Raw genomic sequence first — 24,157 nt, forward strand, 5'->3', positions numbered from 1 at the left:
TAGATAAATCAACCAAGGGGTTGATGATTCTATTTTTCCTATTCTCCAAAAAATTATCTATATCTTTTTATCCACTTAGCCTTGATACTAAAAAATGAAATTTTTGTATGCCTATCACGCGGAATCCCAACTCCAAGAACGAAAAATCGATCGTGCGGTTGTGGAAGATGCGATAAAAAATCCAGATAGAATCATCCCATCCCGTGATAATACAATTATTGCGCAAAAAGAGGGAGACGGGCGTTTACTACGCGTGGTCTATAAAAAGGAAGAAGATACCCACATCATCATCACCGCCTATTACACAAACCCCCATCGTTACACGGAGAAGAAACCATGAAAATCACGTATGATCCCGAAGCCGATGCCATGAGCATCCGATTCCAAAAAGGAAAATACTACATCAGCAAAGAAACCGCTGAAGGAATCATCATTGATTACACCAAAGAAGGAAAAATCATCGCTATCGAAATATTAAACGTGGCCAAGCGAATGCCCATCAAAAACATTCAAAACGTATCCGTTGATTTTCTCAAACAAACAGCTTTATGATGAAACTTTTTTTTTAAAAAGTTCGAACCAGCAAAAATTCGACAAATGATTAAAAATGCATCGAGAATAGACACTGGAATGCCTATCCTCCCTTTGATCATGGCGGGTCGACTGTCCGAACGATGGGAAAGGAAACGTAAAATCCCCTCTACGTGAACGCCATGCATCCGCCCCTTTCTCGCATCGCCCTGTTCCAGCCCAACCTGTGGAAATTCTACCTGTTCAAATTCTTCATGGGATTGCATTTCTTCGGCGCCATCCTCATCCCATTCTTCACCGAATGGGGCGGTCTGAATTTCACGCAGATATTCTTCCTGCAGGCCTGGTTCATGTTCTGGATATTCGCCCTGGAGGTGCCTACCGGAACACTCGCGGACCGGTTCGGACGGAAAACATCCATCGTGGCAGGAGTATTCATCAATATCATCGCGGTGCTGCTGTACATCTACCAACCCACCTTCGAGGTATTTTTGGTAGCGGAGTTCATGTGGGCGATGGCCTCTTCTTTGATATCCGGTGCCGACGAAGCCTTGCTGTATGATACGCTCAAGACTATTGGGAAGGAAAAAACCTCCAAGAAAACGTTTTCACGGGTGGAAAGCATGGGGTTGTTAGGTATAGGGATCGCCAGCCCGGTGGGCAGCCTATTAGTGGCCCAATTCGGATTCCCATCCGTCTACTACGCCACCGCGGGAGCATTGGGTATCGCGGCCCTGATCGCCCTCACGTATCGCGAGCCCCCGGCATTCGAAAAGGTCATCCAGAAGGACTACTTCGCCCTCCTGAAGGGTGGATTGAGGTATCTTCGGGATCATCGGATTCTCCGGATCCTGGCCTGGGACGCCATCTCTATTGGAACAATTGCCTATTTTATGATATGGCTGTTTCAACCACTCCTCCAACAAGTGGGGGTGGGCATCGCCTATTTCGGATTCGTGCATGCCGCCTTGATTGGAGTGGAAATCCTGGCGCTCCAGGCCTATCCCCATGTTGATAAGCTGTTGGGAAACAAACGCCAGCTCCTCTTTCTCACGAGCATCGCCACGGGAATAGGATTCCTCATCGCGGGAGTGGCCAATGACCCTGTCATCGCCATATTCGCCATCCTCCTGGCCGGTGGAATTGGGTTATCTCGGAAGCCCATCCTATCCAGCTACATGCAGAAATATATCCCCTCCGACCAACGCGCCACGGTGGGGAGTGCCATCAACATGTTCCGCACCCTCGCCATCACCATCGCCAACCTCATCGTGGGGACATTAGCTGACTGGAGCATCAGCAACACCCTCCTCATCCTTGGAGTAACAGCGATAGGGTTGGCTTACGTATCTAAAGTGGAAGAAGAGCATTTGATCGACTGAGGAACCTGTATGCTTAATCCCACCCCAAACCTCAAAATCCTGGTGGATACGGTGAGGGACCCGGCCGATATGGCTGAACTGACCCATCTGGCTCTCGCCGCCAATATCCACATTTACATATCTGGAAATTCGATACGGCATGATCATCCCAAAGTCCAAAGAAAAATGAATTCGTGGAACCCTGATTTCCCGGCCTCCACCATAAACGGGCTCATTCAGTATTCTTCTGATTTCTACCAATTAGTCGGACAATTCCATGAGAAAGGATATCGCATCACGGGAACATCACCTGATGCACCCCAATCCCTTTTTTCGGTCGATCTTTCAAAAGGGAACCAATTAGTGGTATTCGGAACTGAAATGGGAGGATTAAGCCACGCCAAACGCCAATGGATGGATCGCATGGTCAGTATCCCGATGCACAACCATACGCGATTTTACACAATCCGCACCATCGTCCCAATCATCGCATATGAAGGACTTAGGCAACAGGGTTATTTGAGATGAAATCCTTCCCGGCCTAAAGGCCGAGGTATAAAACCACAAGACGGGGAGTCGAAAAATCACTATAACCATCGCTTTGACATCCTAAAAGGAAGTCAACAGAGCTGTCCATTGACTCCACTTTATAAAGGTGAAAACCTAATGTCAGTCGACACTTCAACACGCGCACTGATGAAAGATATTTTAGAATGGGTGATTTTTGATGCGATCAAAGCCCGTAATTAGGACCATTCAAAAGAAGGATATCAATCGCGTTTATTCGATCGGCAAGCAATTCTTTTTCGGGCCCGACAAATGGGATTGGGGATGGACGATTGAGTATGTCACTTTCCTGTCCGAGTATCACACCGATACCTTTTTCGTCGCTGAAATGAATGGATCCATTATCGGTTTCATCGTTTCAAAAGCACCTATCAGTTCGGATAAACCCACCGTCGGGTGGTTGGAATCCATGGCAGTCCTTCCTGAAAACCAGAAAAAGGGGGTTGGAACCGCCCTCATGGACCAAGCTATCAAAGTATTGAAGAAAAAGGGGATGCATTCGGTCCGATTAACCAATTGGCAATCCAAAAAGCACCTGAACTCCCTGTATGAAAAGTACGGGTTTTCCGCGAAAGACCACTTGATCATGCGCGAAAAGATGCTCGAATGAAATCCTATTCAACATTAACTAATGAAGGCTACAGCCCCTGGTGTCCTTTAGAATGAAAGAAAGCAAAGATAATGCAAAACAAACGAATGGATCTCACCTACCAACTAAAAGCAGGCGGAGGGTTCTCCTGAAACCACCATAAAGTTTTTCACTAACGATATCAGCCGATCCATCTTGACTATTAAATTAGAAATTGGGCGCTTTACCAAAAGAACCTTGTTGTCACTAACAATCTTACCAATTACCACATTAATTTTTTTGTCTACCATAACCTACATGCAATCAATAATAGTATAAGACTTGGCAATATTCTCTCAAGTAATTATTCCAATATCTTCTTCAATTCCAGAAAATTTCTGATAACGTAATCAGGCTTTGAATCCCATGCAGAAGAAAATTCATTGTTTTTTGGATTATACCAACAAGTCTGGAATCCTGCTTTCCGTGCGTTCATATCCCGTGGCGAATCTCCCACCATTAGAATATTTTGAGCTTTTATATGTGGAAATTCTTTCCGAATATTCTTTAGAAACAATCGAAAAATATGAACCCTGGATTTATCAGCGTTTACCTCACATGAAATGATTATGCGATGATCCGCAATTCCTAACTCATGTTTCTTAACCCAACGTCGACCCCAATTTACGAGGGAATCAGAAATAACTCCAGTAACAATCTCTTTACGCGCCAAAAAACGCATTAAATTCTTTACCCTAGGAGAAATCCGTCGAGGACTATGATCATTCTCCCGATGCGAATAGTGTGCATCCCGCATCATAGTGAAAACGGAACGAGAAGGAGGAATACCCAATAACTCCAGAACCTTCTCATCGTACCAAAAGAATCCTTTCTTGGCCCAAGATTTCTTGTGTTCAGTCCGAACCTTCTCCATCGCCGCATCAAAACGGGGTATTGAAACATCATAACCCAACGACCGAAGGACACGGACCTTTGCGGACCGCGCCCGGCGCTTGGACGCTTTCGTTTCGTGATACAAGGTTCCGTGAATATCAAAAGCGATACACTTTATAGGTGGTTTTTCCGCCATGAAAACCTATTTACCCGCATTCGAATAAATGACTTCCCCCCTACTAAAAGGCCGAGGAACTCAAGTTGGAAAAATATTCCATATTCTAATAAATCCTCCCTTCGTTTCATGTAGCATGCAATCAGGAACCAAAATCCAAAATAAAAGAAAAAAAGCTGAAAAAAATATTCCCACATCGATTGTTCTAGTCTTCGATCCGGATTTTAAACACATTTTAATGGTGAAGCGCGTAAAAAATTACTTTGGATTTGATTGGGGATATATAGCTGGAAAATCGGATAAGGGAGAAACGGCTCATGAAACGGCATCACGAGAAATGTGGGAAGAAATAGGCATCCGCCAATACCCCCAACATATCCATTCCTTAAGTGAATATGGAATAAAATCACCACCAGACCCATTTACGATATTTATTACATCCATCCCCAAAGAAATACCTCTAACTATCAAAGTAGATGAAATAAAAGAAGCCAAATGGTTCCCCATTCATAATCTTCCCGAAAGTCGACCAATGAGTGAGGATGCCGTTATCCAATCCATTATTTCAGTAGTAAAGTCCATCTTATTGCTACCCTATCGACAAAATGTCCAATTTTGGTGCTACCGCAAAGATGGAAAAATTCTCTTGCTGGATGAAAGCACCACGGATGAGGTATATTGGAAATTCCCCCAAGGAGGGATTGAATCCAATGAAACCCATGAAAAAGCCATTACACGTGAGTTGGAAGAAGAACTCAATATCAAAACATTTCAGATATTGTCCAAAGCGAAATACATCAACCGATACAATTGGCCACCTACCCTGCTAGTGAAAGGATTCCGCGGCCAAGAACAACACATTTATCTAGTATATTTACCCCATCCAAAGGAAGTCAAACCCAATAAAAAAGAAGGAATCAGACAAGCCAAATGGATGACTTTCCACGAAGCAATAAGCCACTTTCTCATTCCCAATCAAAAACTAGCCGCGGATAGAATATGGAAAGAATTCGAGCCAATCATCAAGAGGGTTGCGAAGCCTTTGCTTTAACACAATATTTTTGTCGCCCACTTTAGCTGTGTAGACTATAGAATACATCCCTGTTTTATTTTCCTTTATTTCGGAAATAGTACGTATTGGAACATGCAGAATACTGGCTATTCTCTTTTTCACGTTTCTTCTGTTCATGTCAATTAGTTACATTTCAAGTATATAATTACTTATTATATTTTCGAAGCCTTTTTCCCGCACAATTTTCCACGCTTCCTGAGTACTTTTATGATTTTTCCTTTTTTCAATTTCGTTTTCACAAAGATACTCTTTGTTTATTTTTCTAAATAATTTATTTTGTATTGCATACACTAGGATATGCGAGTAGCTATCATTTTCAAGAGTTGGAAAGTCTTTTTTTAACTCTGTTATCCCTTTTCTTACTTTTATTTCTTCCAGTGCATTATGAATAAGCTCATGAGTTATCAGATAAATTAAATTTTCATTATCCATTCGTTTCCCGTTTGAAGTGCAAAGTGATATTGTCAAGGGATCTGAAAAAGTAGTATTATGCGCACGGAATGGTAAAACATAAATTCTAATTTCCTTTCTTCTCCAAATTACTTTAATAAAATCAGATATCATTTTCAAATTATTTTCAAGTTCAGGAATTCTTGTTTTTAATTCGCTAATAGACAACTTAAAATCATCATCACTTAATTCCGCAATCGGAATATCATTCATCATCCCCAAAATCTTTTGAGAATAAATTCGACTATTCTTTATCAGTATCTCAGGATACATGATATATCGTAGAAAGTTCTTGTTAAATATCTATGTAGCTTTCTTAACAAGCACATCATTACTCAACTGAAAAAAGGTATTTTGGACCATTATAAGAATTGCAAAGCGAGGGAAAAAAGCACATCACATATTTGCATTTATATATTCCACCCCTTATTATGTATCATATGGAGGGATTTTCCTGATACCTGAAACAGGTTCATTAGAGCTCTTGACGAGCCAGCCGAAGAATGCCAAGGGAGCGATTATTCAGAAGCTGGCTAAGCAATGGCCATTGACAGCCAAGGAGCTATCCAATATTCTCCAACGAGAATTTGCCCTACAAGTTACCTATCAGCGGTTCATAAAGCCCTTCAAGAGCTCGAAAGGGATCACGTAGTGGAAAAGAATGAGCATGGATACCAATTTCACGAGAATTGGATCCAAAACGTCCTCAAAATATCCAACGCCATCGCCCAAAACTATTCCCGAAATGAGCCCTTGGATTTTGATAAAGACGTTATCCAGCTCCACTTTACCTCATGGTTGAATGCCGGCCGGTTTGGAAGTTTCACGTTTAAGAATGAATTTCCTAATCCGGAGCATAAACCCATCCTGTCCTGCTGGATGCATGTATGGCCCGTCAGCACGGTATCCGCGGAAGAAAGCAGGATACTATTAGAGCAATCCAAACGGGAAAAAGGGCTATTCTGCGTATGCCCTAACAATACGCCTCTCGATCAACTGTTTGCCGACTGGATTGGGAAACTCGGACGGAAGCATATTTTAGGAGTTGATATGAAATTAGACCATGACTATGTCATCAAAGGAGATCACATCGCCCAGTTTTATTATCCCAAAAGCTTCTTGGAAAAGGTGGATTTATTCTACCGAGATAACACCGACATCAAAAATATCGATTATCAAAAACTACAAGAACTCGCCACTGAAAAGACAAATATTCATACAATTGTCATTCGAAATAAGGAACTAGCGGAAGCCAAAAGAAATGAATTGCTGGAACTGTTTCAAAACCAGTAGAAAGGGTTAGATATGGAACGATACACCCAACTCCTAAAAAAGCCGCAAACCGCCAAAACCGCCATTATTCAATATTTGGCCAGCGACTTTCCACACCCCATTAAAAAAATCCATCATATTTTACAACGGGAATATGGAATGGATATATCCTATCAAGCCGTGCACAAAGCCATACAAGAACTAGAAGAAGAATCCATCCTCACTAAAAAAGATGGGCAATGGCAACTCAACCCCACCTGGTTGGATTCCCAGGAACGATTCATCCATCAAACAAAACAAAAATATCAAGGAAACAAAAACAAATACAACATCAACCTGAACTACGATGGGCCACAGGTATTTGAATTTGATAATTTTACGGACTTTTCAGTGGAGACGGCAAATCTAGTTGCTAAGCAGGTCTTGTATCAGAATGGAGAAAAAGCATACTACATTCTTGAGTATGGATACTGGCCACTAAAATTCAAATTTGATCACTTGCATGTTATATACAATCTCGTAAAAAAGTCCCCTAATTCTATTTACATTATTCGAAAAGTAACTACGTATGGTAAATGGGTACAAAAACAATACTTGAGAGTTGGAGGAATTGGGATTATTGGATCAAAAATACCTATCGAAGACGACTTCTGGATTCAAGGAGAATGGATGGGACAGGTACATTTCCCTGCCGAATCCAAAAAAATTATTGAACAATATTGGAATAAATGGAAAAATCTAGAGGATAGCTTCAAAGAACTCGGACTGAAAAAAGAGCCGAAAATGGTCATACTTGCTACCGTTACCAAAAACCCATCCATGGCAAGATTTTTGAGTAAGGAGATAGAGAAATACCTAGCAGCTGGGTAGACTCATGCAAATTGAAGAAAGCTTGAACTTACTGAACCAAAAGCCGAGAAATGTAAAGAACGCAATCGTACAGAAATTATCTATGAAATGACCGGTTTCGCTCAAACAGCTCGATCACGCACTGAAACGAGAATTCGGAATGGACGTAACATATCATGCGGTGCACAAGACGGTTTCGCAATGACTTCCTCTGCGGCCTGAAGGCCGCGGTATCCATGTAGAGCAAGAACGACAAACGGCTCGCGTAAACGCTCGCCAAACGTGGGGCGACGAATGTCGCCCTGAAGGGCGAGGTATCAACTTTTTTCCACAGGCTTTTTTCTAAAAAGCCGGAATGACAGAATTTCCCGCCTCGACGAACTAAAAAGAAGTTTGATTTCTCTCAAAAATTGTGATTAAAATTTATCAATTGTTTCTCGGATTTTTGCCATTTTTGTGTGCGTATCAACTTTGAATCCATCTTCATTTTGTTTTGAAACCTCGATATTTTCTGTTAAAATATCAAGGGTGTTTTGATGGCCTTCCTTAATTGCTTTTCCCAAATTTTTTTTAAGTGCGATTGCAAATGTATTTGCTTTTTTTTCATCAAGAAAGTGTGCGATAATACTTGTTGGTGCTTGATTCATGACTTCCAAAAATCCTTGCTTTGCAAATTGAAATCGATAAAAAAATTTCTCGCCGATAACATCTTGCCCCATATAATAAATTTTCTCTGATAAATCCTTGCTTAGAAAATCGATAAATTCAAACAAAGCATTCTGTGCCTTTTCCTGCTCACTCATTTGATCCCTGAAATTTAACTTCTCATTAATAGCCACAGAAAAATTTAATGACTCAGGTAAATCTACAAGAGAAACCCAAACATGTTTTGTTTCCATAAGGTAAAAAACCCATCTTAATATTTAAACTCAAACCACAGTTATGTTTAATTATCAACTAATGGTGAATCTGCGGTCGCGTTAATTGATGCAAATAATCATTCCCTTCATGAAACATTATGTCTAATTCTGTTGAATGTTTCATACGTTTGATATGATGAGCATGCAAATATTCTTTCAAAACTTCTGATTCGTCTTCTGTGTAAACAACGGTAACAAGACGATGGTTTTTTCCAGCAGACATATTTAGCTCGTTCACAGCACTGGAATAATTTTCGGATTGTTTGACAGTGAGTAAATAGCAGGAAAATTCAGTCGATAAAAATTCAGAAAAAATATCATTTGTTTTAAATAAAAGCGGTGAGGATTGAGATTCACTTAAAAAGTCACCCGAAAACTTTTGCAATTGATTTAAGCTTGATAATTCATTGCAACGTTTTCCTACCATGGATAAAATTTCTGGGTTTACATTTCCTACCTTTGTTTTCTTATTCATTGGGTCACCAACCCATTTTCCATAACTTTCAAATTTTTCTATTAATAATGGCATTAATTCTGAATTCTTTCCCGAAGCATCAAATATCGATTTCAATGCATTACAACCAATTGGCCAAGTTAAAGAAGATTCAACAGCAAGGTCGACTGTTTTTCTAATATCGGCAGAGCTTGCACAAATTGAAGCTGTACGTCCTGTTGTATGCTTCAATACAATTTTATCTGAAAAATGATCAACTTTGTGATCGCCATTAATTTCCCACCGGAGTAAATTTTCAACTACCCCATTATCCCCAAAAGCCCAAATTGCAGACGATGAATCTACAAGGTCAAAGTGTATTTTTCCTTTGCTTTGGTTGTTCGTGTCCCAATTTACAACATGTAAAGCTTCTTTAGGATACCCACATTGAATTAGTGTCTGTATTGTTTTGGAGGCAATTGGAAAATCTGTTTTTGAAGGTTTAAAAATCCCTGGCAATCCCAATGAAATTAACCATGCAGCAACAAAACTTGTTACTCGGGGGTCATTTCCAGGAGTTACAACATAAACATACCCGGAAATGGGATGCATGTACTTAAACATGGGATGGCCTTCAATCGGATTTCGTCCGATTTTACCGTTATTGATACCAATTCGTTTCCGGATGAGATCTGGTATGATTTTGAATATTTTCTCAACCTCATTCAACTGATCTTTGACGGCGGTTATTGGCATTCCTGATAATTTAACCCATGATTCAATTTCATCGTCTGTAAATTTTATTTTTCGACTAGCTTCATACAAAATATTTGAACGCTCCTCAAATGGCATTTGCGCCAAAGTAGCAGTAGACGAGCGTGCTTTTGAAATTGCAGTTTTGGCATCAAGTACTCCCGCGTTTGGTACCTCGATTACAAAACCAGGATCATAAAAAGATTGGATTGGAAAATAAGCTTTAGTTAGGCTGATGCTACTTCCACCAATTAAATTTTCAAATTTTAGACGCATATAACCACAATCTCAACTATCTTCATTTAAAAGGCCATAAAAAATGGAAGATTGTTTCAAAAAATCACTTAAAATATTGGAATACTTTCGTCTTATGACGAAAATAGCGTTGCCAAAATACTCAAAATGAATTTAGCTATAAATAAATCACACATAAAAAAATCACATGAACCAAGCAATCAAAAGGATGAGTCGCAGTCCAATGATGGATTTTTTTGGAAAAGTTCCCAAAAATTGTATTAATTTATCAGTAGGCGAGCCATTATTTGATACTCCTAAAAGAATCACAGATTTTGAAATTGATTCTTTAATCCAAGGAGCAAATAGATATACACCAGTAAAAGGCTTTTTGGAGTTGCGTGAAAAACTTGCTTCTAAATTAGCAAAAGATAATCATATAATAACCCAACCAAAAGATATTGTTGTAACATGCGGAAGTTCTGAAGCAATTGGACTCACAATACAATCAACACTTAATTTAGGTGACAACGCAATAATTATTGATCCACATTTTCCCATCGTAGCTCCGCAAATAGAATTTACCGGGGGCATTGTAAAAAGACTGTCTTTAATGGAAAAGGATCATTTTCAACCAGACATAGACTTGCTCAATAAAATGATTGACAAAAAGACAAAATTAATTTACATGAACACTCCCCACAATCCAACTGGAAGCGTATTTTCAAAAAATAGTATTTTAGAAATAATTGATATTGCCATCAAAAATGATATTTATTTGATTTCAGATGAAGTATATGAAAAAATTATATATTCTGATAAACATCACTCGCCTGCAAGTCTTTCTAACTATCCTAAAATAATAACTGTAAATTCTTTTTCTAAATCTTACTCTATGTGCGGCCATCGTGTTGGTTATGTGGTTACAAACAGCGACTTGATTGATAACATTGAAAAACTTAAATTTTCGTTGTCAGTGTCAACGCCAAACAGTTCCCAAAAAGCAGCCATTTGTGCATTAGATTCAGATAAAGAGTCCAACGAAATGGCAAAATTATACAAGAAACGTAGAGATATTATAGCAAATACAATTGGTAAACTTGGGCTTGACTTTGTCCTTCCAAAAGGGGCGTTCTACTTTTTTATCAATGTTAAAAGATTTGGTGGGGGGCAAAAGGTTTACGAAATGTTGCTAAAAAACAATATTGTTGTCTTACCTGGAATTATATTTGGTAAGGCGTACTCAGACTATATTCGAATTAGCTATGTCCTGAATGAAGCAGGTCTAGAAAAAGCTATGCAAAAGTTTACAGAAATTATTAGCCAATACAACAGCCATTCTGAATTATTTCGTTAGGAACATCGATTCGGTCGATATCTGTTATAATGGGGCTTTTTCTTCCGCAAGAACATTCCATATCACCTAAAAATTTTACGGAATCTCCAGGGGCGTAACGAATATATCTTGTCCCTTCTCTTGCAAGTGTTGTGTAAATCAGAATTCCCCTTTCATTTTTCTTTACTGGAACCATTGTCCCGCTTTCATACTTTACTATCTCAACAAAATGAGGGCCGTAGTTTAAATGCATGTTATTGTATTTACAAAACCTGGAATCTCCCCCAATAGTACTAGATGCTTGTGGTATTGCCTCGCTGGAGCCCAACGTTGTTGCCAATTTCTTATTATACGCTTCAGACCAATTAATTACTTCATCGATTAATTTATACCCTGTGATAAAGTAAGTATTCACAGTACTCTCTAAAATATCTTGCCCCTCATCTACCAATGCAACAAAATCCACACCACCGCCTTTCTTTGTATTATCTCCATCAGGAGACAATGGACCTTGTACAGTCGCCAACACATTTACAGAATAATCCCTTATTGTATTAATTATATCCGAAGCGGTGTCAGTTGTCCGCCTTGGAATAAACTGCATTTGCAAAATTGTTGACGCCTCCTTAATTATTTCACCACCTTTGTGTGTTGGATTGTAGGTTGAAAGGATCGTATCCCCTTTTTTCATGCCCATGGCAGAGAAACAACGAGCTAAACCATACGATTCTACTTTTCTATCATTTTGAGTAATAAAGGTTGGAGTTGCAACACCCTTCGTCCCTCCACTTTTGTAAATAAATGAATGTGGTAACCCATGTGGTGCCATGGATAATGGATTTTTGGCAACTTTATTGCGAAATCCGATAGTGTCAACGGAAGTATCTTTTACCAGTATTGGCAAACGATAAAAGTCATCGATAGAATTCAACTTCAAATTGGGAGAATATCCACCATAAATTTCTGGCATTAATTCTCTTGCTTCATTTACCGTGGTTATTAATAGGCTAAAAAATAAATTAGCCGCTTTTTTTGTTGATAGTTTATCCCACTCTGGAAGAAACCATGCGCTTATTGGAATACTATTGGCAGAGGTTATTCGCCCTGATTCAACCTCGGAGACGATTTCCTTAAAGGAGTTTAACCCAGACATTATTACCACTACTTAGAAATCTCATGAAGCATTTTTGAATATAGCACAAAGATGTCGGCATTTAAGTGATGAAAGCCAGTACCCCCACCTGGTTTTGATCCTATTTCACCAAAAGAAGAAAAGCCAATAATTGGCGCCCTGAATTTCTTTTTTAAAGATTTAAGATCTTCTACCACATTTTCCTTCAAGACAACCCGACAGGATGCACATAAAATTGCCAAACAAAATGCCGCGGGACCTGTTTCAGAAGTATATTCCATTATATCTTTTGCAACTTCTGCAGGAGCTGAAACTACGTTTTTAGGATCTGCATCCATTATGTACACGGGCCACCCTTCGATGAAGGGCGCTGTAAATGCCATAAAGTCCCCATTTGGTACTCCTCCTGCACGGATTACATAGTTACCATAAAGATCTGGAACACCTAATGGTTTAAGCTGTGTTAATTCTAAATAGTTTTTAACAAACTTTTCCTTTGAAATGCCGAGCTGTTCTGCATACCAATCAACGGGTTTTTTTCCTGAAATACTGGTGACAACATAACCACCTTTATCAACTCCAGAAATATAACCAAATTTATTTAGCCGTTTAGCACCATGCGCCATGGACAAACCATACAAATGACTACATACGTTAACCGTTATTATTAAGCCATCCTTTAGTACTTTTCCAGAGTGAAGAGAATAGATATCATAAGGCTTGCCAGTAAAAAGCTTCTCAAGTTCTACACCAAAACTTCCACCGTAAATGGGTACATCGAGGCCGACTTCATCTGAAATTCCATTAATAATTTTCATTTCTTCCCCCATTTGTGGCAGCTTCATTCCACGAGAGAACGCAAAGACAAAAAATGAAGGAATTTTAACCATCCATTTTACATGAGCATTCTTCATTCGAGTAAATTGTAGATATGGATCTACAAACTTGTCTATGGAAAGTTTTTCCAACGCTTTTGAAACTGCTTCACGGGCTGCTTCACGGGGACTTTTCGAAACATTATCAATCGATGCAACTCCAACATGAAGATAATCACTTTGAATTGAGGCGACAACAATTCCTTTCCTAAACATTTTTTCTTCAAAATAAACAGCGTCTGCACTTCCTCCAACAAACTCTGTACCACCTAAAACCGACATAAGACCTTCGTTAAGTTTATTTGGATCGTAATCTCCTGCAAAGAATACATATGTTATTGTTGGCGCTTTCCCTTTTAGTGGTGCTATAGCAGACATAGCAGCTTCTTTGGCGGCTTTTACTGGATCACTAGAGATGCTATAACCTGTTCCAACAGTTAACGCACTTTCTTTTTCCTTCATAATATTTTTGCCAGCTGTTCGCATTTTTTCACCACCAGAAATGTCCACGTTGATTAGGCTGACTAACCGCGAGCTGGTATTTAAACAAGTCACTATTCTTATCGAAAGTCTCCCTTTTTTTAATCAAAAATGAACACTCTTTATCTCCCGAAGCTAAACATTGGTGTTCCAAGGCTTCAATATTTGGTTCATTGAATAGTAAAGAAAATGCCCCAGCCAGCATGCCCCTCGCGACGTGATCGACCGGGTGTTTTGTCTTTCCGTAATTTGAGGCGACAGCCGAACCATCCAAACTAACAATAGCTTGCATTTTTGCAAAATCGATTGAATCAATATTGTATATTCCATCTCCATGAGAATTCAGTAAATTAAATATCAGGCCCATATATTCTGTTCGATTCATTGAAACTCCCGCCTTTAATGTATTTGAGAAATTTTTAAATCCTACATCTTTACTTACATTGTAAATTTGTTGTGGAAGCTGATTATCTACCTGCTGTTGTAAGTTAGATATCAAACTGGAAGGCATCATTACAAATCGATCATTAAAAAATGATATATTTCCCTTTTCAAGTTTCAATTGTTTGACAAGCATCATTTTAGAAATAAAGTCGTATGTCATAACCATCAAAGCTTGTTAACTAAGTCGGTGCTTTCTTGCAACTCAATTCCCTTACTAGTTATAATATAGTCAAGTGTGTGAAAGCCATGATCAGTGTACCTCATTTTCCTTACCTTTAATGTCCGAAATTTTGTTCCTTCCAGAAAATGCAGTGTCACCACACCATCAACTATAAATTCACTCACTCCATCAGTGGAAAAACCTACATCTCCTTCATGTAATTCGGAAGTGAATATTACAGTTGTTCCAAATTCTTTGAACTTGTTTAGTACATTATAAAGAATAATTTTGGTTACAATTTGTTCAGTACGTTGTATAGGAGATACAGTGTCTACAATGTTTATCATTGAAAATGCTTTATCCTTTTGTAATTCACCTAGCATCAACGAATCTGTAAGAGTAGTCATTGAGTCAATGACAATTCTTTTAGGTTGAAATGTTTTAACTAATTCTTCAATTTTTGTCAGAAAGTGATCTTCTTCCAAGACTTTAAAGAAGATAATTCTGAGTAAATTCCGATTTTCTAGATCTACCAGATTCCATCCAAATTGAGACGCTGATTTCTGCAATTCTTCTTCGGACTGCTCAGTCGAGATATATAATCCTTTTTCCCCATATAGGGTGGCCCCATTAACAAGATACTGTAAGGAGATAGTAGATTTCCCAGTCCCAGCCCCCCCAGAAAGTAGTACGAGGTTCCCTTCGGGAAATCCCCCATTGAGGGCTTTGTCCAACCCCTGGATGCCAGTCTTGCTGCGTTGCATGGGCTAGGTATATTTTAGCGGTATAAAAAGGGATTGCCCGGATAGCTAAACGTGGATTTAAAACCTCTTAAAAGTTGGTTATGTTTATGGATACATCGGGTGGGATACCTTTTGGAGGTAGCGGGCAGCGCGTTCGCGACCAGGTTTTAGTAATCTTAAGTGAGGAATTTCCTCTGACGGTAAAAGAATTGTTTAATCGCATATCGCGCCAAGGACATGAAATTACATATCAGGCTGTTCACAAAGTTGTCAATCAACTGATGGATGAAGGAATAACGGAGAAAAAAGGAAAAGGTGTTCAATTAAGTCAAAGTTGGATTCACAAGGTAAAAGAATATGCGTTTAATGTCGATACTATATATACCAAAGGAAAACAATACAAACTACCCCGCTTCTTCGAGAAACCATACACGATTGTGTTCGACGACTTTTCAACGTATGTTGTTTGGATCGCAGAAAATCTTCGCGACGGAAAATTCTCACAGGGAAAGACGGGCATAGTATATGGAATGTTTTATCACGCCCCATGGCCTTTGCGCTTTAATTTTTCTGATTTTGAATTGTTAAGGCAAATGGCCACCAAATGCCATGCAATTGGAATTTCGGCATGTGATATGCCTTTTGATCGGTGGGTTGCTACTCACTTTAAGCTTGGTGGAGTAAAACAATTCAAAACAGGAATGAAAACCAAAATAAAAGAAGATTATTACGTGACTGAGGATGTTGTGGTTCGTGTGAAGTTTTCTCCTGAAACGATTGCATTTCTCGACAAGATCTATTCTAAAATTCATGATTTAAAGGATCTTTTTCACTTTTACCTAGTTGAATTAGAACGAAAAGCCCCAATTCATATTGAATTAACAGCTGAGCGAAATCCCATGTTGGCAAAAATGATTGAAAACCAAATCAAACAATACCTAAACGAAACGGAGAAAGGAAAATGAGCACGCAAAAATTAACTTCGATTCCCTTTATCGGTGGCCAAGGTTCTACGCGCGATGAAATCTTAGCCATTTTGAGCGAAGAGTTTCCCTTTTCCGCCAAGGAAATTTATGCCCGTGTCAAACGACAGGGAAGAAATGTTTCCTATCAAGCGGTTCATAAAACGCTCCAATCCTTGATCGAACAGCGTGTGCTGGAAAAACAAAATTCCACATATCTCATCCAGAAAGAATGGATTACCAACATCCGGGATCATTTGACTATATTGGAACATCAATATCAGGAAAAACCTTCGGCCAAAAAAGTGTTAGAGGAAGCCAAAAAAACCACCGTCAAACTTCACTTTTCGAGTTTAACGACAATGAGTGTTTTTACTGCCGAATTGTTGGGTTTGTATCGTGAACAAACTAAAAGACCAGTTCCCCATTTCGCATTTTTGCGTCATGCATGGTGGCCATTGAAATTCGAACCATCCCAATATTTTTTATTCAAGCGAATGGACGATAATAATCCTAATAATCGAGTCGTCGTCATCAAAAACGATCCCTTCGATAAGTGGATCGTTCGATACTACATGCTTGTGAATAGTTCGAATAGGTTGCGATTCGAAGAAAAAGCAAAATGGGAGGAAGACTTGATTGTAAAAGGGGACTTGGTTTTGCAAACACGATATTCCAAAGAAACGTTAAAACGCATGGATGACATCTACCAAAAAATATCCGGACTGACTGAATTATTCGACACATATTTTGTGAACATAGGAAAAGACGAAGGATTTGATATAGACATTACCATATCACACAATCCGACTATGGCAAAACTCATTACGGAGAAAATTAAAGGCTATTTTGGCGAATAAATAGCTTATTACATCCCCGGCCCAAAAAGCCTTGGCATTAGATTGTGAATCTGGTATGACCCCTTCCCCGGTCTAAAAGCTGAGGTATAAAACCCAAGACTGCAGCGCTAACGCGCTGCCATTAAATTCGGCTCAGTTCAGCCCAATATTTTGATCAAGGGTATAGTAGGGGGAGTAATAGCCACTCCCCAGGGGATCGATGGCGCGGCAGCGCAGGCCAACGTTGGGTTGGGTGCCAAGGCCTGAAATGTCCCATGCGAAAGAGAGGCTGGCGTCGTGCACCCCTATTTCCTGCCAATTGGAGGGGTTGGTGTTGGTTTGGGGCGTGCCGAAGGCGAGGGCCGTATCATAGGCATGACCGGGAGCGTTCCCCGTGTAGATGTTGTCCGACTCAGAAGCATTCCCGCCGTGATTCCCCACGGAGAGATAGGGGTACCAGTGATTGGCGCCTTCCCATCCGTTCACCTTTACGAAAGCAGAAGCGTTGGCGTCCATGATGAAGGCCCCCATCCACCCGGTGCGGGAAATCAACACTTCCGTGCGATCCCCAACCATCACTTGGGGATTGGAATTGCTGGTGTTCTGCGTCCCATTGGATTGGTCCACTTCAACACGGGCATACAGGTATCCATTGGGACACGCGTTGTCCACATTCATCCCGAAATATTCGTCTAAATAGGTCGGAGCCGTATGGTCGGTGTCGCGCGTGAGGGCTATTTCGGTATTCATGCACGCCGAAGTGGGTCGGGGTTGCGCGCGGAGGTAGAAACTGCTCCCCTGCTGGACCCAATCCTTCGTGATTTGATCCTCGGAAGAAGAGCCTCCCGTGCGCTGCAAGATACCCCCGCTTTCCTGCCAGGAACCTGAGCGGATGGTCCAACCATCCAGGCTGCCGTTCTCAAAATCATCCACCAGGTGTTGGGCTCCAGTGAGGAAGAAATCAGAGGGAGTGGTCTTCCCTACATACGTCGCGGAGGGGTTCCCCCAGTACATGTCGATGGTGTTCGCTCCGGCATGGGCGTCCAATTCGATCCAGAAGGAGGCGAATGCCCCGGGGCCGTGGAGCATGAGATAATGTTTGAGAAGAACCCCCTCATGGACAAAACGGATGTCCTGGAAATCCTCCTGGACATTGTCCCAGAAAGCGGGATCTGGGAGGATGGTCTGATTGAGGTCAATGGAAGTGCGGAAGCCCGTTTGGGGCCCGGACATGGTTAAGGAGATGGGAACACGGTGGCTCCAATTGGAATCCCACCAGTTCCCTCCCCCAGTCTCGAGGGAAGCCTCCAAATGATACCTCAGGGCATCATTTTCTGGGTCCATGGACCCCGAGCAGGCCAAATCAAGGGTATTCACATAGGTCCCAGCGCAGGGAAGGTCGTCACAGGTAATACTAATGGGGGCGGAGGGAGGCAGATTAGGCAAAACGGCGAGCCAGGCCATGGCCTGCTGAACCAAATCCCGTTTTTGGGCAGGGTCCTGCACCATGCCCAGGGCGAAACCAAAGAATAGCCTCCTTGAGAAATTCTCTAAGGCCGTAATAGCGGCATTCCCATCCACCCAAGTGGCGGCCGTGAAAGCCTCCGGGAAAGGGAGTACGGCATCCGGGTATCCGCTATTATCCCCATTTAGATCCAATGGCGCGAGCGTGGGAAAGACTGAAGTGGATTGAGGGGTAATCGCGGCGGCGCCGATAGGGAGGAGGATATCCTTCACGTGCCTCACCCCCACATAGTCATGGAGAAACGCGTCATTGTGGTCGAAGGCGATGTCATTCCCTTCGAAGAGGATATTTCCCGTGTAAAGTTCGATGGCGGCCACGTCATTGGCGTCGACGCTCTGGCTCCAGTAATTCCCCGCCGACCATACGATTAGAGGAAATTGATTCAGGAAGGAAGGGGAAGGGTTCCCTTGCGTCGATTCGTCCCAGCGGGTGACGCAATATCCGGTTTCCTTCAATTCTTTCTCCCATAGGAAAGCAGTGGAGGCATTCTCATCCACGAATGGGGAGGCATCGTCGTCGTTCACGAGCAACACATTCTCCTCTGTGCAGAAGAATAACCGATCATCATACGTGTTGTCCGTCTCATCCGCCTCCGTCACCAGATTAGCGGGATCAACCACGATCGACACATCATAATTTCCTTTTGGGAGCAAGCGAATATGCGACACCGAAGCGACGGTGCCGGGTTCAATGTTCGTAATTGTATGAGTGGCGGTAATGCCATTGATGGAGAAGCGCACCTTGAGGCTGGGGATGAGAGTACCCCCGAAATTGGCGACGAATGCTTTAACCTTGAGGGAGCCATTGGCATCATTATAGGTCCCCTCCACCCATACGGGAATAGCATTGGGCAACACAGGCGCCACGAAGATGGGGGTTTCCTTCCAATTGTTTAATGAATTAGGTTCGATAATCCCAAAATCCCGGTTGGCATGGATGGTGAGGGTATGCGTACCGGCCGGAAGGAAAATGGCGGGAGTTAATCGTTTGGATTGGTTGACATCCAGCGTGCCAGTATCAGTATGGATGGGTTGCCCGTCCAAGAGCAGGTCAATGGTTACATTTGGAGCGGGTTGATGGCCCTTGTTCCGCACGATATAGGGGAGGGGGTTGATCCCTTCGATTAGGTATTGGGAAAAGAGTGTCAGATGTGGGGGATCGACATTGATTAAATCAATGGCCTCCTGCGGATGGAAGAATGTCTGAACGCTCGGAATGACTATGTCGGGACCTGACGTGGTGAACATCCAGGAGAAGATGTTCTGGAGGAGGGTTTGGTGGTGAATAAAGGGTAAATGAGTAGCTGGAGAAAATCCAAGGAATAAACCCTTGGAATCATTATCCTGAAACGCCACGATCCCACTCTCACTATTTTCCCAATTGGCCAAGGCCACGCCGCCATTGATGGGGGTGACGGCATCTGGAAATATAGTTTGATTTAAATCCATAGGAATAGGGGATGGGATGTTCTGGAGGATGTAATGTCCCAATGCGATGTTCAGGGCGACTGGATTGTTTGGATTTAATGATATTTCTTCCAAAAAAGTGGCGTGAGCGCGATTGACCATGAGTTCGTCCGAATTGTGGCGGTATCCTATTTCATCCCCGGCTAAGACCAAATTTCCCGGGTAATCGAGCAATATGGAAACCGCATGCTCGTTAATGGCGTCGGAAAAAGAGGATTTAGCATCCCAATACACGAGAGGAAACTGATCCACAAATGATTGGGAGAGGGGGTGCCGGGTATCTTCCCAGTAGCCGATGCAGTAGGCATTTTCCAGAAACGTGAATGCCGATCTATCCGCCGCCACAATGAGCGCTTTTGGCAAGGAACAATCCACCACCTCAAAAGAAAAAGGGCCGATCATGTCGCAATTTGAGGGAGTGGCGCTATCGCAATACGCGATGGAATAGGAATGGGATCCCCATTCAGAAGGAGGGAGATACGCCTCAAAGGTATGGTTGGTATCCATTTGGTTCAATCGGATCATATTAACGTCGAAACTGGTCTGGGGACCAACTACGTGGACAACAGCCGTCACATCGGAGATATCCCCCACCTGGAGTTTCAATGAAACCGGTTGAACGATTGATGTGGAAGGAGAGGAAAGGGAATGCCCATGTAATACGGGCGGATCAGCATCCAGAACCTCCACATTCTGATCCACCTCCAATGCGGTGTCATCAAAGATGGCGACCAGCTTGATTGTTTTGGTCCCTGGTGAAGCGGAGGGATTCCAATTCACGGGGATGGAAATAGTAGAACCCGTGGGAACAAGTAGGGGCGAGCTGAAATAGATGCGTTCAAAAAAATCTTCCTTCCATTCCTGCAACTCGACTAAGACGTGAGTGTCGTATAACCCCGTGTTCTCGAAATCGAGGGATGCTTGAATGGGTTGCCCCCAATTGACTTGGGAGGGGAGCGTAAAACCTTGGATGGCCCCCGTGGTGGAAGGGGCGCGGGTGATAAACGTTTTAGAAAGAGAAATAGGCGTGCCAGATAGATCGATGATATCCATTTCCACCACATAATGTCCTTGCTGGGTCGTGTCGGAAAAAACGCCGGTCCACACGAGCCCATTGCGGGAGAGAGGAATGGTCTGCTCATCCTGATTGGGGAGGATGACGGTGGCTTCTAACGAATGAATGTCATCTGCGACGGAAGTGAATGTGATGGATTGGGATGCGCCGGTGGTAATAATATTCGATGCCACGGCCACTTGGTATTTGAGCAATGTCAATACTGAAGAAGGAAGGAGTTGGGAGGCATCCAATAGCCCGGAACCATAACGGACATCCTTCCCGGGATCGCCTCCATCTATTGCGCTATTTTCGAGGACCGATTTCACTTCAGCAGGGGTCAGGGAAGGGTTGGACTGGAGGAGAAGGGCCACAATTCCTGATACATGGGGGGCGGCCATGGATGTACCGGAAAGGGAAATCAATCCCCCAAAAGAACTGGAGGAAGAAATATCGACCCCGGGTGCCACGAGATCGGGCTTAATCTCATTTCCTATGATAGCCCCGGAGGAGAAGCAGGCCCACTGCGATTGACTATCCACGGCCCCCACGGTAATCGCATGGGGCGCGTCCCCGGGTGATGTTACGCCGATGAACCCCTGACATTCGGCGCTCGGGCAACCGGAACCGCAATTCCCGGCTGAGACGACGACCATAACCCCTAAGTCGATCGCCTCCTGGATTTTAACCAACAAAGGGGAATTGGGACTGGTGTAGGGTCCTCCAAAACTCAGATTGAGGATGTCGGCGCCATCAAGGGTTGTGGGATTACTATCCGGGTCCAGAGCGAACTCAATCCCGGCGAGAATATCGGACTCATACCCGATGCCTGTATCTCCCAACACCTTCACGTCCCAAAGAAAGGCATCCGGTGCCACGCCATCATAGGTGTTTAATCCATTCCGTTTCCCCGCGATAATGCCGGCGACATGAGTCCCGTGGCCGGCGGCGTCGCCATTGGGATCATTGGTTAGATTGATCGTGCGGACCACTTTGTTCACTAACATGGGGTGCTGGCCGGCGATTCCAGTATCTAAAACAGCGACCTCAATTCCTAACCCGGTGTATCCTTCGGCCCACATGACGGGGGCATTGATCTGGTCCACGCTCGAATCCAGATTCACTTTGAAAAGACGATCCGGCCAGATTGAAACCACCTCCGGAGAATGGGCCAATTCAAGAATACGGTCGCCCGACAAGGTGGCCGTGATTATTTTTGCCCTGGGGTGTGTCTTCTCGACCACGCCTCCCAATAAACCTATTTGGGTTTCGACGGATGATACGGAGGATGGAAGGGTGATGATGTTCACCCTCATCTGAACGCCTGGATCACGCTGGATGGATTGGAGAAGGGAATCCTTCAATTTTTCATCGCTGGGAAAAAAAAGGAAGCTATCGTCATCTATAACCGAGTGCACTTCTCCCGAAGGAAGGGGAAAAAACAGATCCGTCGTGGTTATGGCGAGGGAACGGATTCCTCCTTGGATGAAAGAAAAGGCTTCTTCCATTACATTCTCCATGGGCAGGAACCGGTTGATATCCTGGATCCTGCTATCCAGAAGTTCCTGGATGTCCGGTCGGAACGCTTCAGGGGATCGCGCGGTTTGCCCATGGACGCTAAGCGAGAACGCCAATAGAATCAGGAAAAAAATAGCAATTGGGCTCCATCGCATAGAGGACATGCATGCGGGGGTTAGGCTTAAATATCTAGGGAAAATTTTTCAGCCGAAGGGCTTTAATACCACGAATAAAAGGACAAATGCAAATTCAATGATTATCGCGGCCAACAACAAGATCAAAAGACTCAAAATGAGATCAATGACGATGAAGGCGATTACATTGCCTCGTGACATTTCCTGCAGGGAACGAAACGCACGAAAAGAGATATAGATTCCATAAAGCCAGAACAATGACCCTATCACCGGAATCCAGCTTAATGAAAAAAGGACAATATAGGGATAAAAGAGCGCTTTTACGGTGTTTTCCCACCCATGTTTGGCTCCCAATTTCACCGCAATAAAATGAGAAAAAGGAATGAGAATGAGACTGGCTACAAAGTGAAAAACTAACGACAGCACCATAAACACTACGTCAAACCACGCTGAATCACGCGGAGCAAACGAAAAACCAAAAGGATTGGAATAATCGTATCCCAAAAAAATAAAAATACCATAAAAAACAAGATATACTATTGCTGATACAGCTGCCCAAATCACCGCGCGATTGGGATTCTTATCCTGCTTAACATAATCGAAAAACTTGGACGGAGAGAAAAACAACCGTTTCAATTCACCAAAAATGGATGCGCTTTTCATAATAATCCTTGCTCCTTGAAAAACTTTGAAAAATAATTAGAAACAGGTTGACTAGTATCCGGAAGTTTTTCTCCAAAAATCGCTCCGATAGGGGCAGGTCCGTTGATAATCATCACAAAATCATCAAACTCTTTAATTTTCCATGCCGGAATATTGTCGGTAGAAAATAAATTGCCTTTATCAAACATTGATTTTCTTAAAACAAAACTCCAAAATGGGAACGATAGAATTGTTGCATCACTAACCGTAACCACATTTTCTTTTTTCATTTTGGGAGAGTCCCAAAAATTACTGAAATCCCAAGAGGAACCACCCGCCGCAATAAATAAATTATCGCCAAAAGAAACTGCAATATCTTTTACAATATTGAGTAAATTCTTCCAGTTATTTAAGACTGTCTCATTATCGGTAGTGTTTTCATGAAAGAAAAAATGGATATTTGATAAATCTAATTGGACTAGATTAAAGTGAACGTTTTCACCTCGTAAATTTCGAGATAAAACAATATCAACATCAAAGACCACATCATCTAATTTAATGGTAATACTTCCACCCTTTATTTTATCAAATAAATTCAATATTTTTTCCTCATTCTTTGATACTTGTTCAAAGTCATTCATTGGTCCCAATTTGTATTTAGCATTGCGTCCAGAAAGGACGCCCAGAATAAGTGGAAGGGCGTCTAAAGCGTTAAATTCTATTACAGGATAAAACTTGTAATAAAATTGTTTATTCTCACTCATATCA

22 protein-coding genes are annotated in these 24,157 nt (G+C 42.1%); 11 read left to right on the forward strand and 11 right to left on the reverse strand.

Going from position 1 to position 24,157, the window contains the following annotated elements; all coding sequences use genetic code 11:
- Positions 1-94: 94 nt before the first annotated feature.
- From Q8P05_02395 to Q8P05_02415, 5 genes are all read left to right on the forward strand, one after another.
- Complete coding sequence (locus Q8P05_02395) at positions 95-340, forward strand: DUF4258 domain-containing protein (GenBank protein ID MDP2666326.1); 246 nt, start codon at positions 95-97, stop codon at positions 338-340.
- Entirely contained in the window at positions 337-552 is a 216-nt protein-coding gene (locus tag Q8P05_02400; GenBank protein MDP2666327.1) for a DUF2283 domain-containing protein, read from the forward strand. Before Q8P05_02395 ends, Q8P05_02400 begins: the two co-directional genes overlap by 4 nt.
- A gap of 161 nt (positions 553-713) precedes the next feature.
- Positions 714-1,913, forward strand: a complete 1,200-nt coding sequence (locus Q8P05_02405) for an MFS transporter (protein ID MDP2666328.1) — start codon at positions 714-716, stop codon at positions 1,911-1,913.
- Positions 1,914-1,922: 9 nt separating this feature from the next.
- On the forward strand, positions 1,923-2,420 hold the full coding sequence (locus Q8P05_02410) for a TrmH family RNA methyltransferase (protein MDP2666329.1): 498 nt from the start codon (positions 1,923-1,925) through the stop codon (positions 2,418-2,420).
- A gap of 199 nt (positions 2,421-2,619) precedes the next feature.
- Positions 2,620-3,069, forward strand: coding sequence for a GNAT family N-acetyltransferase (locus tag Q8P05_02415; protein MDP2666330.1), 450 nt, complete (start codon positions 2,620-2,622; stop codon positions 3,067-3,069).
- A gap of 322 nt (positions 3,070-3,391) precedes the next feature.
- Here the strand turns inward: Q8P05_02415 and Q8P05_02420 are convergent, their stop codons facing one another.
- Complete coding sequence (locus tag Q8P05_02420) at positions 3,392-4,117, reverse strand: HAD family hydrolase (GenBank protein MDP2666331.1); 726 nt, start codon at positions 4,115-4,117, stop codon at positions 3,392-3,394.
- A 115-nt stretch (positions 4,118-4,232) separates the two neighbouring features.
- On the opposite strand from Q8P05_02420, the gene Q8P05_02425 reads away from it, so the two are divergent.
- Positions 4,233-5,147: an NUDIX hydrolase gene (locus tag Q8P05_02425; protein ID MDP2666332.1), complete on the forward strand. Its 915-nt coding sequence runs from the start codon at positions 4,233-4,235 to the stop codon at positions 5,145-5,147.
- A 147-nt stretch (positions 5,148-5,294) separates the two neighbouring features.
- Here the strand turns inward: Q8P05_02425 and Q8P05_02430 are convergent, their stop codons facing one another.
- Positions 5,295-5,891 carry a hypothetical protein gene (locus Q8P05_02430; protein ID MDP2666333.1) on the reverse strand — a complete coding sequence of 199 codons (597 nt, stop codon included), beginning with the start codon at positions 5,889-5,891 and terminating at the stop codon, positions 5,295-5,297.
- Between the two features lie 378 nt (positions 5,892-6,269).
- Between Q8P05_02430 and Q8P05_02435 the strand changes: the two genes are divergently transcribed.
- Both Q8P05_02435 and Q8P05_02440 read left to right on the forward strand, forming a co-directional pair.
- Positions 6,270-6,911 carry a hypothetical protein gene (locus tag Q8P05_02435; protein MDP2666334.1) on the forward strand — a complete coding sequence of 214 codons (642 nt, stop codon included), beginning with the start codon at positions 6,270-6,272 and terminating at the stop codon, positions 6,909-6,911.
- A gap of 12 nt (positions 6,912-6,923) precedes the next feature.
- Positions 6,924-7,760, forward strand: coding sequence for a hypothetical protein (locus Q8P05_02440; protein MDP2666335.1), 837 nt, complete (start codon positions 6,924-6,926; stop codon positions 7,758-7,760).
- 395 nt (positions 7,761-8,155) lie between these two features.
- On the opposite strand, the gene Q8P05_02445 is transcribed toward Q8P05_02440, so the two are convergent.
- Together Q8P05_02445 and Q8P05_02450 are read right to left on the reverse strand one after the other, a co-directional pair.
- The gene (locus tag Q8P05_02445) at positions 8,156-8,638 is read right to left on the reverse strand and encodes a hypothetical protein (GenBank protein MDP2666336.1); all 483 of its coding nucleotides are present in this window, start codon (positions 8,636-8,638) and stop codon (positions 8,156-8,158) included.
- 58 nt (positions 8,639-8,696) lie between these two features.
- Complete coding sequence (locus tag Q8P05_02450; GenBank protein ID MDP2666337.1) at positions 8,697-10,121, reverse strand: aldehyde dehydrogenase family protein; 1,425 nt, start codon at positions 10,119-10,121, stop codon at positions 8,697-8,699.
- Between the two features lie 166 nt (positions 10,122-10,287).
- On the opposite strand from Q8P05_02450, the gene Q8P05_02455 reads away from it, so the two are divergent.
- Positions 10,288-11,436 (forward strand): pyridoxal phosphate-dependent aminotransferase, encoded by a 1,149-nt coding sequence (locus tag Q8P05_02455; protein MDP2666338.1) that lies wholly within the window; start codon positions 10,288-10,290, stop codon positions 11,434-11,436.
- Here the strand turns inward: Q8P05_02455 and Q8P05_02460 are convergent.
- From Q8P05_02460 to Q8P05_02475, 4 genes are read right to left on the reverse strand one after another with little or no spacing between them, the layout of a single operon-like run.
- The gene (locus tag Q8P05_02460) at positions 11,399-12,568 is read right to left on the reverse strand and encodes a hypothetical protein (GenBank protein ID MDP2666339.1); all 1,170 of its coding nucleotides are present in this window, start codon (positions 12,566-12,568) and stop codon (positions 11,399-11,401) included. The genes Q8P05_02455 and Q8P05_02460 overlap by 38 nt on opposite strands.
- Positions 12,569-12,576: 8 nt before the next feature.
- Entirely contained in the window at positions 12,577-13,908 is a 1,332-nt protein-coding gene (locus tag Q8P05_02465) for an FIST C-terminal domain-containing protein (GenBank protein MDP2666340.1), read from the reverse strand.
- Between the two features lie 4 nt (positions 13,909-13,912).
- On the reverse strand, positions 13,913-14,512 hold the full coding sequence (locus Q8P05_02470; protein MDP2666341.1) for a 4-vinyl reductase: 600 nt from the start codon (positions 14,510-14,512) through the stop codon (positions 13,913-13,915).
- Positions 14,512-15,270 (reverse strand): ATPase domain-containing protein, encoded by a 759-nt coding sequence (locus Q8P05_02475; GenBank protein MDP2666342.1) that lies wholly within the window; start codon positions 15,268-15,270, stop codon positions 14,512-14,514. Before Q8P05_02475 ends, Q8P05_02470 begins: the two co-directional genes overlap by 1 nt.
- 86 nt (positions 15,271-15,356) lie before the next feature.
- On the opposite strand from Q8P05_02475, the gene Q8P05_02480 reads away from it, so the two are divergent.
- Both Q8P05_02480 and Q8P05_02485 read left to right on the forward strand, forming a co-directional pair.
- A complete protein-coding gene (locus Q8P05_02480; GenBank protein MDP2666343.1) occupies positions 15,357-16,214 on the forward strand; it encodes a hypothetical protein in 858 nt (285 codons plus the stop codon).
- A complete protein-coding gene (locus tag Q8P05_02485; GenBank protein ID MDP2666344.1) occupies positions 16,211-17,071 on the forward strand; it encodes a transcriptional repressor in 861 nt (286 codons plus the stop codon). Before Q8P05_02480 ends, Q8P05_02485 begins: the two co-directional genes overlap by 4 nt.
- Positions 17,072-17,203: 132 nt before the next feature.
- Here the strand turns inward: Q8P05_02485 and Q8P05_02490 are convergent, their stop codons facing one another.
- The 3 genes from Q8P05_02490 to Q8P05_02500 are packed head-to-tail and all read right to left on the reverse strand — an operon-like array spanning position 17,204 to position 24,153.
- Positions 17,204-22,768: a DUF2341 domain-containing protein gene (locus Q8P05_02490; protein ID MDP2666345.1), complete on the reverse strand. Its 5,565-nt coding sequence runs from the start codon at positions 22,766-22,768 to the stop codon at positions 17,204-17,206.
- 48 nt (positions 22,769-22,816) lie between these two features.
- Positions 22,817-23,410, reverse strand: coding sequence for a YIP1 family protein (locus Q8P05_02495; protein ID MDP2666346.1), 594 nt, complete (start codon positions 23,408-23,410; stop codon positions 22,817-22,819).
- Positions 23,407-24,153, reverse strand: coding sequence for a hypothetical protein (locus tag Q8P05_02500; protein ID MDP2666347.1), 747 nt, complete (start codon positions 24,151-24,153; stop codon positions 23,407-23,409). The genes Q8P05_02495 and Q8P05_02500 overlap by 4 nt, the downstream gene beginning before the upstream one ends.
- Positions 24,154-24,157 lie beyond the last annotated feature (4 nt).

This window comes from Candidatus Diapherotrites archaeon (genome assembly GCA_030688545.1).
GTDB lineage: Archaea > Iainarchaeota > Iainarchaeia > Iainarchaeales > VGJJ01 > VGJJ01.